Origin of the sequence: Providencia rettgeri, assembly GCF_041075285.1 — a bacterium.
GTDB lineage: Bacteria > Pseudomonadota > Gammaproteobacteria > Enterobacterales > Enterobacteriaceae > Providencia > Providencia rettgeri_G.
In genome coordinates this window covers 1,271,666-1,289,081 of sequence record NZ_CP163512.1, presented here as the reverse complement: position 1 = coordinate 1,289,081, position 17,416 = coordinate 1,271,666, and the positions used below count along the sequence as shown (strand labels likewise).

At 43.9% G+C, this 17,416-nt stretch carries 9 protein-coding genes; all 9 read left to right on the top strand.

What is annotated here, in order from left to right; translation table 11 throughout:
- The first annotated feature begins 261 nt into the window (after nt 1-261).
- The 9 genes from speG (at nt 262) to baeS (ending at nt 17,416) form a co-directional block, all read left to right on the top strand.
- Nucleotides 262-849 carry a spermidine N1-acetyltransferase gene (speG, locus tag AB6N04_RS05775; protein WP_369310942.1) on the top strand — a complete coding sequence of 196 codons (588 nt, stop codon included), beginning with the start codon at nt 262-264 and terminating at the stop codon, nt 847-849.
- 55 nt (nt 850-904) lie between these two features.
- Nucleotides 905-2,974 (top strand): polyphosphate kinase 1, encoded by a 2,070-nt coding sequence (gene ppk1 / locus AB6N04_RS05770; RefSeq protein WP_369310941.1) that lies wholly within the window; start codon nt 905-907, stop codon nt 2,972-2,974.
- Between the two features lie 4 nt (nt 2,975-2,978).
- A complete protein-coding gene (gene ppx / locus AB6N04_RS05765) occupies nt 2,979-4,508 on the top strand; it encodes an exopolyphosphatase (RefSeq protein ID WP_369310940.1) in 1,530 nt (509 codons plus the stop codon).
- 185 nt (nt 4,509-4,693) lie between these two features.
- Entirely contained in the window at nt 4,694-6,154 is a 1,461-nt protein-coding gene (gene mgtE / locus AB6N04_RS05760) for a magnesium transporter (RefSeq protein WP_369310939.1), read from the top strand.
- A 589-nt stretch (nt 6,155-6,743) separates the two neighbouring features.
- Nucleotides 6,744-8,099: an MFS transporter gene (locus AB6N04_RS05755; protein ID WP_369310938.1), complete on the top strand. Its 1,356-nt coding sequence runs from the start codon at nt 6,744-6,746 to the stop codon at nt 8,097-8,099.
- A gap of 465 nt (nt 8,100-8,564) precedes the next feature.
- A complete protein-coding gene (locus tag AB6N04_RS05750) occupies nt 8,565-9,815 on the top strand; it encodes an MdtA/MuxA family multidrug efflux RND transporter periplasmic adaptor subunit (protein WP_369310937.1) in 1,251 nt (416 codons plus the stop codon).
- Nucleotides 9,815-12,937, top strand: coding sequence for an MdtB/MuxB family multidrug efflux RND transporter permease subunit (locus tag AB6N04_RS05745; RefSeq protein WP_369310936.1), 3,123 nt, complete (start codon nt 9,815-9,817; stop codon nt 12,935-12,937). The genes AB6N04_RS05750 and AB6N04_RS05745 overlap by 1 nt, the downstream gene beginning before the upstream one ends.
- Nucleotides 12,937-16,038, top strand: a complete 3,102-nt coding sequence (gene mdtC, locus AB6N04_RS05740; protein WP_369310935.1) for a multidrug efflux RND transporter permease subunit MdtC — start codon at nt 12,937-12,939, stop codon at nt 16,036-16,038. Before AB6N04_RS05745 ends, mdtC begins: the two co-directional genes overlap by 1 nt.
- Nucleotides 16,028-17,416, top strand: coding sequence for a two-component system sensor histidine kinase BaeS (gene baeS / locus AB6N04_RS05735; RefSeq protein WP_369310934.1), 1,389 nt, complete (start codon nt 16,028-16,030; stop codon nt 17,414-17,416). Before mdtC ends, baeS begins: the two co-directional genes overlap by 11 nt.

Here is a 17,416-nt window from a genome sequence, read left to right as displayed (position 1 = left end):
CTATCCAACCTGCCGCCAAACATGTTATGTTTGTCAGCAGTCTGAAGGGTGGAATTCCACCCTTTTCTTTTACGTAAAATAGCTTAATAAGCATCCCGTTGCTTGACTATTTTTCCTGCAATTAACCACTTAATGCTGTATAAAGTGAACTATTCTTCAACAAGGCGACGATCTCTCGCTGTTATGTCATTATTTTATCTTAAATAAGTGGTATCCTTATTTAAGCAAAAAATGTTTTTCTATAACCAATAGAGGTGTTTTATGACTACCGGGCAAGTTCATCCGTTTAGGTTGCGCCCACTTGAACGTGAAGATTTAGCGTTTATTCACCAACTTGATAATAATGCCAGTGTAATGCGCTACTGGTTTGAAGAGCCTTATGAGGCCTTTGTTGAGCTAAGTGATCTTTACGACAAACATATTCATGACCAATCCGAGCGCCGTTTTATTGTTGAAAATGATAGCGAAAAAGTGGGATTAGTTGAGCTGGTTGAAATCGATTATGTTCATCGCCGCTCAGAGTTCCAAATTATTATTGCCCCACACCACCAAGGTCATGGCTATGCGAGCCGCGCAGCAAGGCTGGCAATGGACTATGCTTTCTCTGTACTAAATTTATATAAACTTTATCTCATTGTTGATAAAGAAAATGTCAAAGCTATTCACATTTATAATAAACTCGGTTTTCACACTGAAGGTGAATTGATCGACGAATTTTTCGTCAATGGGCGCTACCATACGGCAATTCGAATGTGCGTTTTCCAACATCAATATTTTGCGATGAAACAGCAGTCAGAGAACCCTGAAAGTGTCATTGTGCAGGATAAAGCAATTAAGCATCACATTTAGTTAACTGGCTGATATAATAGCTATTAAAGTAACAAGCGTCTAATACGGAGTCAGAATGTCCCAAGAACGTCTCTATCATGAAAAAGAGCTAAGCTGGCTGTCTTTTAACGAGCGCGTTTTGCAAGAAGCCGCCGATAAGCGTAACCCGCTAATTGAGCGAATGCGTTTTTTGGGCATTTATTCCAATAACTTAGATGAGTTTTATAAAGTGCGCTTTGCGGATGTAAAGCGCCGTATTTTAATTAATGAAGAGCGAGGCTCCGCCAGTGGCTCTCGTCATTTACTCAAGCGCATTCAAGCAAAAGTCGCCAAACAAGAACAAGAGTTTGACGTCTTATACAATGATTTACTGCTTGAAATGGCCCGTAACCAAATTTTTCTGATTAATGAGCGTCAAATTTCCCCACGCCAACAAATTTGGCTGCGGCAATATTTCCGCCAAAATCTGCGCCAACACATCACACCGATCTTAATTAATCCCGACACGGACTTAGTTGAGTTCCTCAAAGATGACTATACCTATCTGGCGGTTGAGATTATTAATGGCAGCGATACACAATATGCCCTGCTAGAAATCCCATCGGATAAAGTTCCGCGTTTTGTCAACCTCCCACCCGAGATGCCAAAACGGCGTAAGTCAATGATTTTAATCGATAATATTCTGCGATATACCCTTGATGAAATTTTTAAAGGCTTTTTCGATTACGACGAACTTAACGCCTACTCCATGAAAATGACCCGAGACGCAGAGTACGATATCGCCACCGAAATGGAATCCAGCTTACTCGAGATTATGTCGTCTACATTAAAGCAGCGTCTCACTGCCGAACCTGTACGTTTTGTATATCAACGGGATATGCCAGATGAAATGGTGGCATTACTACGAGAAAAGCTCGGGTTATCCAATGATGACTCGGTGATCGCGGGCGGTCGCTATCATAATTTCAAAGATTTTATTAATTTCCCCAATGAAGGGAATAAAAATTTATTAAACAAGCCACTACCACGTTTACGTCACCGCTGGTTTGATAATTTCCGCAATGGTTTTGATGCGATTCGTGAACGGGATGTACTGCTGTATTACCCCTATTATACCTTTGAACACACCTTGGAGTTACTGCGCCAAGCCTCATTCGATCCGAACGTATTATCCATCAAGATCAATATCTACCGTGTCGCCAAAGATTCACGCATTATTGATTCCGTGATCCACGCGGCGCACAACGGCAAAAAAGTTACCGTAGTGGTTGAATTACAAGCGCGTTTTGACGAAGCAGCGAATATCCACTGGGCGAAGCGGTTAACGGAAGCCGGTGTGCACGTGATATTCTCCGCCCCCGGTCTGAAAATTCACGCCAAATTATTTATCATCTCCCGTATGGAAGAAGGCCAAATTGTTCGCTACGCACATATTGGGACAGGGAATTTTAACGAAAAAACCGCACGGCTATACACTGACTACTCTTTGTTAACCGCTAACGAGCAAATTACTAATGAAGTGCGCCGTGTGTTTAGCTTTATTGAAAACCCGTATCGCCCTGTCACCTTCGATAACTTAATGGTGTCACCGCAAAATACACGCACAAAATTGACTGAGTTAATCGACCAAGAAATTGCCAATGCCCTCGAAGGCTTACCAAGTGGTATTACTCTAAAAATCAACAATTTGGTTGATAAAGAGCTGACCGATAAGCTGTATGATGCTTCTAACGCAGGCGTAAAAATTCGGTTATTAGTCCGCGGCATGTGCTCGTTAGTTGCGGGGCAAACGGGGTACAGTGAAAACATTCAAGTGACAAGTATTGTCGACCGCTTTTTAGAACATGATCGTGTTTACGTTTTCGCTAACGCAGGTGATGAAAAAGTCTTTATTTCTTCAGCGGATTGGATGACTCGAAATATAGACTACCGAATTGAAGTCGCCGTTCGATTAGTGGATCCACTTTTAAAACAGCGGGTTTTAGATATTCTGGAATTGCAATTTAGCGATACGGTAAAAGCGCGTTATGTTGACAAAGATTTAAGCAATCATTATGTTCCCCGCGGCAACAAGCGAAAGATCCGCTCCCAGCTTGCCATTTATGAACATTTAAAATCACTTGAAACGCCAGATACCCGAGCTTGATACTATGCCAATAACATCGACATCAGCACCAAGACCCCAAGAGATCGCAGCGATTGACCTAGGCTCAAATAGCTTTCATATGGTGATTGCCCGTGTAGTCAATGGCGCACTGCAAGTGCTTACTCGGTTAAAGAAACGTGTTCACCTTGCTGATGGGCTAAGTGATACCAACGAATTAAGCGAAGAAGCAATAGAACGTGGGTTATCTTGCTTATCCCTCTTTGCAGAACGTTTGCAAGGGTTTTCGCCGGAAAACGTCTGTATAGTTGGCACCCACTCTTTGCGTGTCGCGACCAATGTAAAAGATTTTTTGCAACGGGCCAAAGAAATCATGCCCTATCCCATTGAAATTATTTCAGGGCAAGAAGAAGCGCGCTTGATTTTTATGGGGGTTGAACATACCCAACCAGAAAAAGGTCGCAAACTGGTTTTAGATATTGGTGGTGGTTCAACGGAAATTGTTATTGGTGAAAAATTTGAGCCATTATTGATTGAAAGCCGCCGCATGGGCTGCGTGAGTTTTGCAAAAACCTATTTCCCCAATGAAACCATCACACCTGAGTTTTTTAATCGCGCCTACCTTGCTGCTTGCTTAAAACTCGAAAGCACTGCCATTTTGTTTAAAAAATACACTTGGGATGTGGCAATGGGCGCATCCGGTACGATTAAAGCAACACACGGCGTGTTAATTGAGCTAGGCTATAAAGACGGGATTATCACCCGTGAACGTCTAGCAGAAATTAAAAATATGGCATTGAAATATAAAACCTTTTCTTCGTTAGCAATTCCGGGCCTTTCCAATGAACGTAAGCATGTTTTTGTGCCTGGATTAGCCATTTTGCTTGCGGTTTTTGATTCATTGGACATTAAAGAATTACGTTTATCTGATGGCGCCCTACGTGAAGGGGTTTTATATGAAATGGAAGGCCGTTTTCGCCATCAAGATATTCGTCAGCGCACCGCCTTAAGCCTTGCCGAACACTACAATATTGACAGAGAGCAAGCCAAAAGAGTGTTGAAAACGATGGAAGAGCTCTATTATCAATGGAGTCAACAAAACCCTAAGCAAATCAACCCACAGTTAGAATCTATACTCATTTGGGCGGTGATGCTTCATGAGGTTGGGTTAAGTATTAACCATAGTGGCATGCACAGGCACTCGGCTTATATATTACAAAACACCAATTTGCCTGGCTTTAACCAAGAGCAGCAGCTTTTATTAGCCACTTTGGTGCGAAATCATCGGCGCGCAATCAAATACGATGACATTCCCAAATTTAACTTATTTAAACGCAAACAGTTTATGCCGTTGATTCAGATTTTACGACTCGCTATTTTATTAAATAATCAACGACAATCTACTACAACACCCTCGTCGTTACGCATTGAAACTGATGATGGTTACTGGACTCTTTATTTACCAGCGGAATATCTAGAGCAAAATGCCTTGATGCTATTGGATTTAGAAAAAGAGAGTGCTTATTGGGAAGATGTACCTGGTTGGTCATTAAGTATATGTGCAGAGAATGAATAACTTTCAGCCATTATTGTGGTGATTTCTTCTTATTTTTTTCACGCTAAGCGCTGAAATCACTGCCTATTTAACACCACTATTTGCTATATTATTCAAATGGGCGACAATAATGATAATAAATTTCGTCCGTCCACAGACGAATTAATAAAACGCGCTTCGGCGCGGCTATTGTTTTAAGGATTAAAATGTCACAATCTGCTTTCTCAACCGATGTGGGGCCAATGGTTAACCCGCACTCACAAAAGCTGGCACACATCCGCCAGCAGATCCTGACGCTTTTTTTAGATGACGAAGAGTTCGTCCATGCGCTTGTTGAACATGATCAACACGTCAGTATTGATGATAAAGCAATTAGTGAAAAAATCAGTACTGTTAAAGAGTTACTTCTTGATTTACACACCGCCGATATCGCCGATATTTTAGAGATGCTCCCTTACGATGAGCGTCTGGCTTTATGGCGTTTAGTCGACAATAATGAACGCGGTGAAGTCCTTGTTGAGGCATCAGTGTCTGTATGGGATAGCCTTATCAAAGACATGTCAGATAGAGAATTGCTACGTGCAGTCGCTAGCTTACATGTGGATGAACAGGCCTATATTGCCGAACACCTTCCACGCGACACCATGCGTCGCCTGCTTACCTATTTAGAACCTAGCCTACGCAGCCGTATTCGTGAAGTTTTACAATACGCAAAAGACAGTGTCGGCCAAATGATGGATTTTGAATTTGTCACAGTTCGCCCAAATGTCGCATTAAAAACAGTACAGCGCTACTTGCGTCAACGTGGCAAAATTCCTGAAGCTACCGATAAAATCTTCGTCGTTGATAGCAACAACTATCTGCAAGGTGAATTGCCCCTAACCACAATTTTGACGCAATCACCCGATAAAATCGTTGCAGATGTGATGAAAACTGACACCGTCACCTTCCTGCCTGATGAAAAAGGGGAAGATGCAGCGAGTGCGTTCGAACGTTATGACTTAATTTCCGCTGCCGTTGTGGACAGCAATGGCTTGCTGATGGGCCGTCTGACAGTTGAAGACATCGTTGACAACATTAGTGAAGAAAACGATAACAGTATTCGTCGTATGGGGGGGTTAAGCCCTGAAGAAGACGTCTTTGCCCCTGTCGGTCAAGCGGTTAAAACCCGTTGGACATGGCTGGCCATTAACCTGTGTACCGCTTTCGTCGCATCCCGTGTAATTGGGGTATTTGAAGACACGATCTCACAACTGGTCGCCCTCGCCACATTAATGCCCATTGTGGCGGGTATCGGTGGGAATACTGGTAACCAAACTATTACCATGATTGTCCGCGCAATCGCACTTCACCAAATCCAAAGCGGCAGTTTCTCTTTCTTAATGCTCAGAGAGCTTGGGGTTGCCTTTATTAACGGGATTGTTTGGGGGGGGATCATGGGGGTCGTCACCTACTTCCTCTATGGCGACCTGGCGATGGGCTTAGTCATGACCCTTGCAATGGTACTAAACTTACTAATGGCGGCGATAATGGGCGTGCTTATTCCACTGATTATGATCAAACTCGGCAAAGATCCCGCCATTGGTTCTAGTGTCATGATCACCGCTATCACCGATACAGGGGGGTTCTTTATTTTCCTCGGTCTGGCTACCCTATTCTTAGTGTAATCTTTGTGCGTGCATGCTCAATAGCCGTTTCGAGCATGCACGATGTATAAAATGCTAAGTTTCCTAGTTAAAACCTTATAAACCTTTCAAATCAATCTTACCAAACTGATGACTCTGCAAAGTATTTATTAATTTATTAGCGAGTTCATCTTTTAGATTTATTAAATTTAATATTCAACTAATTATATTTAATGCTTATTTTCATGATATTAAATAGTAAGAAATTATTAAACTACTCCTAATTAGCTAAATAAACTGTCATTGTAACTATAGGATATTCTGCAAAATGCATATTATTAACATCATATAAGGTTATTTATAAACACATTAGATGTTAAATCCTAACAAAGAAAACTAACAAGAATGTTGTTCTTGTTTTCACTGTCGCCGTTTACAGAATATAGAATTTCCTGCTATAAATAGGCTATGCAAAAAGATACTGTGTATTGAATTACGTTATCCCCATCCAACGTTTTCGACCTCTTATCTGCACCCAGTAAATATGTTTAACTCATTATGTTGAGTAAATGCTTGTTACCCTGAATTTATATCACTGTGATGTTTTCAGGTATTTTAGAAGGATAGTATTATGACATCGCAAACAACTAGCCAGCCCTCGGCACGACCATTGGGTAAAGAAGATTATAAAACCTTAGGCTTGTCCTCTTTAGGTGGCACGCTCGAATTTTATGATTTCGTTATTTTCGTCTTTTACGCAAAAATCATTTCACAGCTATTTTTCCCTGGGGATAATGAATTTCTAGCGCTAATGGCGACACTTGGCTTGTTTGCTGCAGGTTACCTTGCTCGCCCCCTTGGCGGCATTATTATGGCTCACTTTGGCGATAAAATTGGCCGTAAAAAAATGTTCACCTTAAGCATTTTCTTGATGGCATTTCCAACATTCGTGATTGGTTTCTTACCTACCTATGAAACCATTGGCGCAGCGGCTCCACTGTTATTATTATTAATGCGCATCATGCAAGGTGCGGCTATCGGCGGTGAAATGCCAGGGGCATGGGTATTTATCGCAGAACATACACCAAAACAACGCTATGGTTTAGGTGTCGGTACACTTACCTCTGGGATCACTGGAGGGATTTTATTAGGATCGATTGTCGCTATTATTATCGAGCGCAGCTATACCACTACTGAAGTGCATGATTTTGCATGGCGTATTCCGTTTATCTTAGGGGGGGTTTTTGGCTTTATCTCTGTTTACTTACGCCGTTTCTTGCAAGAAACCCCTATCTTTAAAGAGTTGGCAGCAAAAAAAGCGTTATCACAAGAATTACCTGTTAAAACAGTGATTAAATCCCACAAACAAGCCTGCATGATCACCGCAGCGCTGACTTGGTCATTATCAACGGCTATTGTTGTAACGATTTTGATGACCCCGGATGTGGTGTTAAAAGGTATCTATAACATTGACCGTAATATCGCATTGCAAGCTAACTGTGCTGCAACATTAACCCTGACTTTAGGCTGCATTTTCTGGGGTTGGTTGGGAGACAAAACGGGCACACGTGCATCCATGACTTTGTCATGGGGGGGATTAGCGGTTAGCGCCATTTACTTCTATTCCTCATTATCAACGGATATTGCCGCAAATACCTTAATTTTCAACTATGGTTTAATGGGCTTCTTTGTTGGTGCGATTGCCACAACCCCAATTATCAGCACTCGTGCGTTTCCACCTGAGATCCGTTATTCAGGCCTGTCGTTCGCTTATAATGTTGCTTATGCCATCTTTGGTGGCTTAACCCCAGTCTTAACGGGTGCTTGGTTACAGCAATCTCATATGGCTCCGGCGTATTATGTCGCAGGCGTGTCACTGTTAGCCGTTGCTGTTGCCTTTTTACCACTGTCTTGGAAAGGTTGGTCAGCTAAAGTGAACAAAACTGACGATCGGGCACCTGTTTTAAATACCAGCGCCACACAGTAATTTATGCCCTATTTAAGTCAAAAAGCCACCTGCATAATGGTGGCTTTTGTCTTTGTGATAGGCTGTACTATATTGCTAAAAAGAGGAGGAAATCTTGTCGTAACCAGACCTCAATCACGTTAGTGTAAATTTGCTTTCCCCCTTTTCTTATTTTTAACTCGAAGCCCCAGTGAAATTAAACCCAATTAATGCATTGAATTTTCCCGTGACAGACAGGCTTTTTTCGCTTCTGGTGTGCCTTCACATTCTTTAGCGTTGAATCCCATCAGACAAGTAAAATTCAATACGTCAATACACTAATACGTCAGACGTACACAAACTGACACTTATTCATAATTCCTCCATTTTTCTTTGTGCCTATCAAGTTAAACTATTAGTATGTCTAACTGACTCTTTTCCGTTAGTTTTTTGCCTTAAAGCCTGACTAATTTTATCCACTCTTTTGAGTTAAGCGAATGACCAAAAATGAATAAACAAAATCGCCGCAAAACCTTTACTCGTTCCGCTATTTTTGTTGCCATCATTGTGGCAGCCGGAGCTGCTTGGTATTTTTACCCGCAAGAACAAACCGCAGATACACCTAACTCAACTGCCGCTGCCAAGCCCAATTCACAGGGCAGTGCGATGGGCCGCCCCCCTCGTGTTTTAGCCCCCGTGCAATTTGCGGTTGCTGAACAAAAAGTGGTTCCACGGTTTTTATCAGGCTTAGGAACGGTTCAAGCGGCTAATGTCGTCACTGTGACCAGCCGCGTTGAAGGGGAGTTAATGAAGCTTTATTTTACTGAAGGTCAGTATGTCAATGCTGGTGATTTGCTTGCACAGATAGATCCTCGTCCATTTGAAGTGCAATTAGCCCAAGCAGAAGGCCAATTAGCAAAAGATAAAGCAACACTCGCCAACGCTCAACTGGATTTGGCGCGTTACCAAAAATTAGCGGGTACAAAAGTCATTTCACAACAAGAACTGGATAACCAGCGAGCTTTAGTATTGCAAGCTCAAGGCAGTATTAAAGTTGACCAAGCCGCTATTGATAGCGCTAAATTACAATTAACCTACAGCAAGATCACCGCCCCTATTTCTGGACGTGTAGGGTTAAAACAAGTGGATGTAGGAAATTTTGTTTCGTCCGGAACATCGACGCCAATTGTGGTGATCACCCAAACACAGCCTGCTGATGTCCTGTTTTCGCTACCTGAAGGTGATATCCCAGCGATCCAACAAGCTCAGGCTTCCAGTAAAAACGTCCTCATTGAAGCGTGGGATCGCAATAATATTGCACTGATTGCTCGTGGCGAATTGTTAAGTACTGATAACCAAATTGATCCCGCGACTGGCACATTAAAAATTAAAGCACGCTTCACCAATGAAGAACAAAAATTGTTCCCCAATCAATTTGTTAATGTAAAGATGCAGGTCGAAACCCTGCAAGATGCGGTTGTTATCCCAACGGCAGCACTACAAATGGGCAATGAAGGCCATTATGTGTGGATCTTGAGTGGTGACAATAAAGTCAGTAAACATGCCGTTACTGTAGGTATGCAAGATAGCCAACAAGTGGTGATTGAAAGTGGTTTAGCGGCCAATACAAAAGTGATCACAGATGGTGTTGATAAGCTGACTGATGGCACAACCGTTGAAGTCGTGACCCCTGAAAGTCTGGCAAAAAAAGACAAAGACGCCCGCAAAGGCAAACCGTCTAGTGCGGAGAAAGCATAATGCGGTCTGACATGTTGAAAGGTGGCGGCCCTTCTCGCCTATTTATTTTGCGCCCTGTTGCCACGACATTATTTATGGTGGCGATTTTACTGGCGGGGATCATTGGCTATCGCTTCCTACCCGTTTCCGCCTTGCCTGAAGTGGATTACCCGACAATTCAAGTGGTCACATTGTACCCTGGCGCTAGCCCTGATGTGATGACTTCCGCAGTTACTGCGCCGCTTGAAACGCAATTTGGTCAAATGTCTGGCTTAAAACAGATGTCATCCCAAAGTTCAGGTGGCGCGTCGGTGATCACCTTGATGTTCCAACTATCACTGCCATTAGAAGTTGCAGAACAAGAAGTACAAGCGGCAATTAATTCCGCCAGCAGCTTGCTTCCATCCGATTTGCCCTATCCGCCGATTTATAACAAAGTAAACCCTGCTGATCCGCCTGTTTTGACGTTAGCGGTGACCTCCAATGCCATGCCATTAACACAAGTGCAGGATATTATTGAAACGCGTATTGCGCAGAAAATATCCCAAGTCAATGGCGTCGGACTCGTCACTTTAGCCGGCGGTCAACGCCCCGCTGTACGTGTCAATATTAACCCTCAAGCGATGGCTGCTAAAGGATTAGACAGTGAAACCATTCGCGTAGCCATTAATAATGCCAACGTTAACTCTGCTAAAGGGAGTTTTGATGGTCCAACACGGGCGGTTACCCTTTCTGCCAATGACCAAATGAAGTCCCTTGATGATTACCGTAAGTTAATTGTGGCATACCAAAATGGTGCGCCAGTTCGCCTTGGCGATATTGCGACGATTAAAGAAGGTGCTGAAAATGCCTATCTTGGGGCATGGGCAAATAACGAACAAGCGATTGTGATTAATGTGCAACGCCAACCGGGTGCGAATGTTATTGAAACTACCGATACTATCCGCACATTATTACCTGAACTGATTGAAAGTTTACCTAAATCTGTCAATGTCGATATTTTAACTGACCGAACCAGTACCATTCGTGCTTCAGTAAACGATGTGCAGTTTGAACTCATGCTTGCTATCGCGCTAGTCGTAATGGTGATCTACCTGTTTTTACGCAATGGCATTGCGACATTAATTCCAGGGATCGCAGTTCCCCTTTCATTAGTCGGTACCTTTGCGGTCATGTACTTTTGTGGCTTTTCTATTAATAACCTCACTTTAATGGCACTCACCATCGCTACTGGCTTCGTTGTCGACGATGCCATTGTGGTGATCGAGAATATCTCCCGTTATTTAGAAAAAGGCGATAAACCACTGGTTGCCGCGTTAAAAGGTGCAGGCGAAATCGGTTTTACAATTATCTCGTTGACCTTCTCCCTTGTTGCCGTGTTAATTCCGTTGCTGTTTATGGGGGATATTGTTGGTCGCCTATTTCGTGAATTTGCGATCACCCTAGCGGTTGCCATTTTGATTTCAGCGGTCGTGTCCCTCACCTTAACCCCGATGATGTGCGCTCGGTTATTAAAGCCAGAATCACAGCATAAACATAACCGCTTTGAGCTAGCCTGTGAGCGCTTTTTCGACCGTATGGTCGCAGGCTATGCCATCTGGCTTAAGCGCATTTTAAACCACCAATGGCTTACGCTAACAGTCGCATTAAGTACTATGGTACTTACCGTATTGCTGTATATGTGGATCCCAAAAGGCTTCTTCCCATTACAAGACAGCGGCATTATTCAAGGCTCGATTGAGAGCCGACAGTCTATTTCCTTTTCTGCCATGGCTCAAAAACAGCAAGAAGTGGCTGACAAGCTGCTCGCTGATCCAGCCGTTGATAACGTGACAACCTATGTTGGCGTTGATGGTACGAATGCAACATTGAACAACGCTCGTATTCAGATCACCTTAAAGCCTCTCGATGAGCGGGAAGATCGCGTGGTCGCTATTATTGACCGTCTACAACAATCCGCCGATAACATTGCAGGTGTGAATTTATATCTGCAACCCATGCAAGACCTAACTATTGATACGCAAGTCGCTCGTACCCAATACCAATTTACCTTGCAAGCCAATACCCTTGATGAATTATCAATCTGGGTGCCAAAGTTAATGAGCGAATTAGAGCAGCAGCCTGAATTAACTGATGTGAGTAGCGATTGGCAAAATAAAGGGTTAGTTGCTTACGTCAATGTTAACCGTGATACCGCAAGCCGCTTTGGTATTACCATGTCATCCATTGATAATGCGCTGTACAATGCCTTTGGTCAACGCATGATCTCGACGATTTATACCCAGTCGAATCAATATCGCGTCATTTTAGAGCATGATACACAGACTCGTGATGGCCTAGAGGCCCTAAATGATATCCGTCTAAAAGGTACAGATGGCGCGATTGTGCCGTTAAATACCTTAGTCAATATTCAAGAAGGATACGGACCACTGGCGATTAATCATCTTGGCCAATTCCCGGCTGTGACATTTTCGTTCAATGTGGCGGATGGCGCGTCTTTGGAGTCTGCGGTCAATGCAGTGAAGCACGCAGAATCACAAATTTCGATGCCCAAATCTATCACCACACAATTCCAAGGAGCAACGTTAGCCTTTGAGGCCGCATTAAGTAGTACCGTTTGGTTAATCGCTGCTGCCATTGTCGCGATGTATATCGTATTGGGTATTTTATACGAAAGCTTTATCCACCCAATTACTATTCTCTCAACCTTACCCACCGCAGGTGTCGGCGCGCTCCTTGCCTTAATGATGGCGGGTAAGGATCTTGATGTTATCGCCGTAATTGGGATTATCTTATTGATTGGGATTGTGAAAAAAAATGCCATCATGATGATCGACTTTGCCCTTGCCGCCGAGCGAGAACAAGGGATGTCCCCTTATGATGCTATCTACCAAGCTTGTTTATTACGTTTTCGCCCAATATTAATGACAACAATGGCTGCACTGTTGGGGGCATTACCGTTAATGCTTAGTACGGGAGTTGGCGCGGAATTACGCCAACCACTCGGAATTTGTATGGTAGGTGGTTTAATTATGAGCCAGATCTTAACCTTGTTCACAACCCCTGTGATTTATCTGTTATTTGACCGTCTGTCTCATTATCTAAAAGCACGCCGCCAAGTGAACAAGGTACAGGTGTCATAATGAAACGTTTTTTCGCCTTGTTTATTAGTCGCCCTGTTGCCACGACACTTATCAGTGTAGCGATCACCTTGTGCGGTGCATTAAGTTTCTTATTTTTGCCAGTTGCGCCACTTCCCCAAGTAGACTACCCCGTGATTAATGTGACAGCGTCACTTCCTGGTGCATCCCCTGAAACGATGGCATCTTCCGTCGCAACCCCCCTTGAGCGCTCATTAGGTAGCATTGCAGGGATCAGCGAGATGACATCAAGCAGTGCCCTTGGTCGCACGACGATCACCCTAGAATTTAACCTCGATAAAGACATCAATAACGCTGCCCGTGAAGTCCAAGCGGCGATTAATGCCGCGCAAAACCTGCTACCCAGTGGTATGCCGAGTCGACCGCGTTATTACAAATCGAACCCATCCGATGCGCCTATTATGATTTTAACCATGACATCGCAAACTATGGGAACGGGGGAAATTTATGATATTGCATCAACCCGTCTTGCCCAGCGTATTGCACAAATTGAAGGGGTGAGTGAGGTATCTGTCGGGGGCGGTTCCCTTCCTGCGGTACGTGTCGAGTTAAACCCAACCGCGTTATTTAACCAAGGTGTTTCCCTTGATGCCGTGCGTTCGGCTATCAGTAGTGCCAATGTGCGCCAACCACAAGGTTATATTAACAATGATGAAAAACGTTATCAGGTACAAACCAACGATGAGCTAAAAAAAGCTGCCGATTATCGTCCGATTATTGTGCATTATAAAGACGGCAATGCCGTTAAACTCAGCGATGTCGCTAATGTCAAAGACTCCATAGAAAATGTCCGTGCAGCAGGTATGGCGGACGGAAAACCCGCCATTTTGATTGTGATCCGCCGTGAAGCTGGTGCCAATATTATTGAAACCGTCAATCGTATACGCGCTGAAATCCCTGAATTTAGGGATATGATCCCTGCTGCGATTGATTTAAAAGTAGCTCAAGATAGAACGCCAACCATCCGAGCTTCCCTTGCGGAAGTGGAACGCGCCTTATTAATCTCCGTCGCTTTGGTGATTTTGGTGGTCCTGTTGTTCCTGCGTTCTGGTCGTGCAACTTTAATTCCGGCTATTGCCGTACCTGTTTCATTAATTGGTACCTTTACTGCTATGTATTTATGTGGCTTTAGCCTTAACAACTTATCATTGATGGCGTTGACGATTGCCACCGGTTTTGTCGTCGATGACGCCATTGTGGTTTTGGAGAACATTTCTCGCCATATTGAAAATGGAATAAAACCGTTTATTGCTGCCGTTAAAGGGGTACACGAGGTTGGGTTTACTGTAGTTTCCATGAGTATTTCTTTGGTTGCGGTGTTTATCCCATTACTGCTCATGGATGGATTAGTTGGTCGGCTGTTCCGTGAGTTTGCTATCACTCTTGCCACATCTATTGGGATCTCACTCGTCATTTCCCTCACCTTAACCCCCATGATGTGTGCTTATTTGCTCAAAAAACGCGGGAAAAATAATCAGGTCAAGCAACGTAGTTTTGGGCGTGTCCTTCTATGGGGCCAAGAATATTATGGTGTTGCGTTAAATTGGATATTAAATCATCGCCGTAGTGTATTAGCGATTTTATTTGCCACTATTGGGCTCAATGTCTACTTATACGTCACTATCCCTAAAACGTTTTTTCCGGAACAAGATACAGGTCGCGTACTGGGCTTTGTCCGTGCCGACCAAAGCATTTCCTTTCAATCAATGAAAGAAAAAATGACCCGCTTTATGGAGCAAGTCAAAGAAGATCCCGCTATTGATAACGTCACTGGCTTTACGGGCGGCAGCCGTGTTAATAGCGGCTTTATGTATATCTCCCTTAAACCACTTGGGGAACGTACTGAAAACTCGGCCACCGTCATCAACCGCTTGCGGATGAAACTTGCCAATGAGCCGGGGGCAAACTTATTTATGATGCCCGTACAAGATATCCGTGTCGGCGGTCGCCAAGCGAATGCTAGCTACCAATTTACGTTACTTGCCGATGAACTTAATGCCCTAAGAGATTGGGAACCAGCGATCCGCAAAGCCCTAGGTGAACTTGTGCAATTAACCGATGTGAACTCGGATAAGGAAGACAAAGGCGCAGAAATGGCTATTACTTATGACCGAGATCTGATGGCACAATTAGGCATCGACGTACGTGAGGCCAACAGTTTGCTGAATAACGCCTTTGGTCAACGGCAAATTTCCACCATCTATGAGGCAATGAACCAGTATAAAGTCGTGATGGAAGTCGCGCCGGAATATACCCAAGATGTCAGTGCACTTGATAACATGTTTGTGATTAATAAAGCCGGGGAAGCCATCCCCCTTTCTTACTTTGCCCGTTGGCAACCCGCCAATGCCCCATTGAGTGTGAATCACCAAGGGTTATCTGCGGCATCTACAATAGGCTTTAACGTGGCTGATGGCTATACATTGAATGATGCGATGGTAGAAATCGAAAAAACCATGACCGCTCTTGGTGTGCCATCGACCATTCGAGGCACCTTTGCCGGTACCGCGCAGGTTTTCCAAGACACCTTGAAATCGCAACTGTTTTTAATTTTAGCGGCCATTGTCACCGTCTACCTTGTGCTCGGTATTTTGTATGAAAGCTACATTCATCCGCTGACCATTTTGTCTACATTGCCGTCTGCGGGTGTAGGGGCGCTCTTGGCCCTAGAACTATTTGATACCCCATTTAGTCTCATCGCCTTAATTGGCATTATGTTACTCATAGGGATCGTGAAGAAAAATGCCATCATCATGGTAGACTTTGCTATTCAAGCCCAAAGAACCGCAGGTTTAACCGCCCGAGAAGCGATTTTCCGCGCCAGTTTATTGCGTTTTCGTCCAATCTTGATGACTACATTAGCCGCGATTTTCGGTGCCCTTCCCTTAGCATTAGGAAGTGGCGATGGTGCAGAATTACGCCAACCTTTGGGGATCACCATCGTGGGTGGCTTGATTATGAGCCAATTGCTCACACTATTCACGACACCCGTGGTGTATTTAAGCTTTGATAGCTTAAGACAACGTTGGGCTCGCAGAAAATCAGTGTCACGCCTTGAAACGGAGAAACACCATGAAATTTAGGTTTAACAGTGTGAGTACCCGACTCTTTTTGGCTATTTTTGCAACTTGCTTGCTACTTGTGGTGATCATGCACCAAGGCGTACGTTTGAGCTTTCAACATGGTTTCGTTGACTATATTAAAGAAAATGACCAACAACGCGTTGAGCAGATTTCTACCGCCCTTGCGGAGCAATATCAAGAATCGGGAAACTGGCGTTTTTTGCTGGGTGATGAGCGCAATTTTTTCCGCATTTTGCGCTCAGTTGAACACCAACAGCACCGCGGCCCCATGCGCCAACGCTGGCGAACTATTTTTTGGGTATATGACACTCAAGACAGACTCATTTTTGGTAAAGAAACTCCACTACCAAATAAAGTGATCCGCGAACCGATTGTCACCGATGACGGTCATACTGTCGGTTGGCTAGTTGCCAGCTATGAAGACGGTATCAGCAGTGCTTTAGACCGCCGATTTGACAGCAAACAACTCTATACCAGTTGGGTAATTGCCGCACTTTCTCTGTTTGTCGCACTTATTGCCACTATTTTTCTGGCTCGGAGTTTTTTAAAACCCATCAAACGCTTATTGGAGGGCACTAATCAGTTAGCACGTGGGGATTTTACCACTCGTGTGCCAGAAGAAGGTCGTGATGAATTAGGCCAACTTGCAAAAGATTTCAATCACCTCGCTTCCACTCTCGAAAAAAACGAGCAAATGCGTCGTGATTATATGGCAGATATTTCTCACGAATTACGCACACCGTTATCCGTTTTGCAGGGCGAATTAGAAGCCGTGCAAGATGGTGTCCGCCAAGCAACACCAGAAACGATCAACTCCCTACTCAATGAAACACATACCCTTATTAAACTAGTGAATGATTTACATCAACTCTCACTATCTGATCGTGGTTCACTCATCTACCGCAAACAACCCATTGATATGATTCCATTACTGGATATGGTGATTGGTCAATCTCGCTGGCGCATTGAAAGCCAACAATTGACGGTTTCTCGCCACTTTATCGAACAAGCCTTTGTATTTGCTGATCCTGACCGTATTAATCAATTGTTCTATAACCTAATGGAAAATAGCCTACGTTACACCGATGCGGGTGGGCAGATTGTGATTGACGTTTCGCAGCAACACAAACAATTCTCTGTTGTTTGGCAAGATAGCGCTCCAGGCTTGTCTGCACAGCAATGTCAGCATATTTTCGAACGTTTTTACCGCGCAGAAGGCTCCCGTAACCGTGCCAGTGGCGGTTCGGGTTTAGGGTTAGCCATTTGCTATAATATCGTTGAAGCGCATAATGGTACGATCAGTGCAACACCTTCTGCACTGGGTGGTATCAAAATCACGATCATATTACCCATGCAATCTCAGGAAAAAGGGAGTTAA

Excerpts from the sequence above, each read along its gene's own strand:
- AB6N04_RS05755 (WP_369310938.1), top strand. The coding sequence starts at position 6,744 with ATGACATCGCAAACAACTAGCCAGCCCTCGGCACGACCATTGGGTAAA.
- ppk1 (WP_369310941.1), top strand. The coding sequence starts at position 905 with ATGTCCCAAGAACGTCTCTATCATGAAAAAGAGCTAAGCTGGCTGTCT.
- mgtE (WP_369310939.1), top strand. The coding sequence starts at position 4,694 with ATGTCACAATCTGCTTTCTCAACCGATGTGGGGCCAATGGTTAACCCG.
- AB6N04_RS05750 (WP_369310937.1), top strand. The coding sequence starts at position 8,565 with ATGAATAAACAAAATCGCCGCAAAACCTTTACTCGTTCCGCTATTTTT.
- AB6N04_RS05745 (WP_369310936.1), top strand. The coding sequence starts at position 9,815 with ATGCGGTCTGACATGTTGAAAGGTGGCGGCCCTTCTCGCCTATTTATT.
- ppx (WP_369310940.1), top strand. The coding sequence starts at position 2,979 with ATGCCAATAACATCGACATCAGCACCAAGACCCCAAGAGATCGCAGCG.
- speG (WP_369310942.1), top strand. The coding sequence starts at position 262 with ATGACTACCGGGCAAGTTCATCCGTTTAGGTTGCGCCCACTTGAACGT.
- baeS (WP_369310934.1), top strand. The coding sequence starts at position 16,028 with ATGAAATTTAGGTTTAACAGTGTGAGTACCCGACTCTTTTTGGCTATT.
- mdtC (WP_369310935.1), top strand. The coding sequence starts at position 12,937 with ATGAAACGTTTTTTCGCCTTGTTTATTAGTCGCCCTGTTGCCACGACA.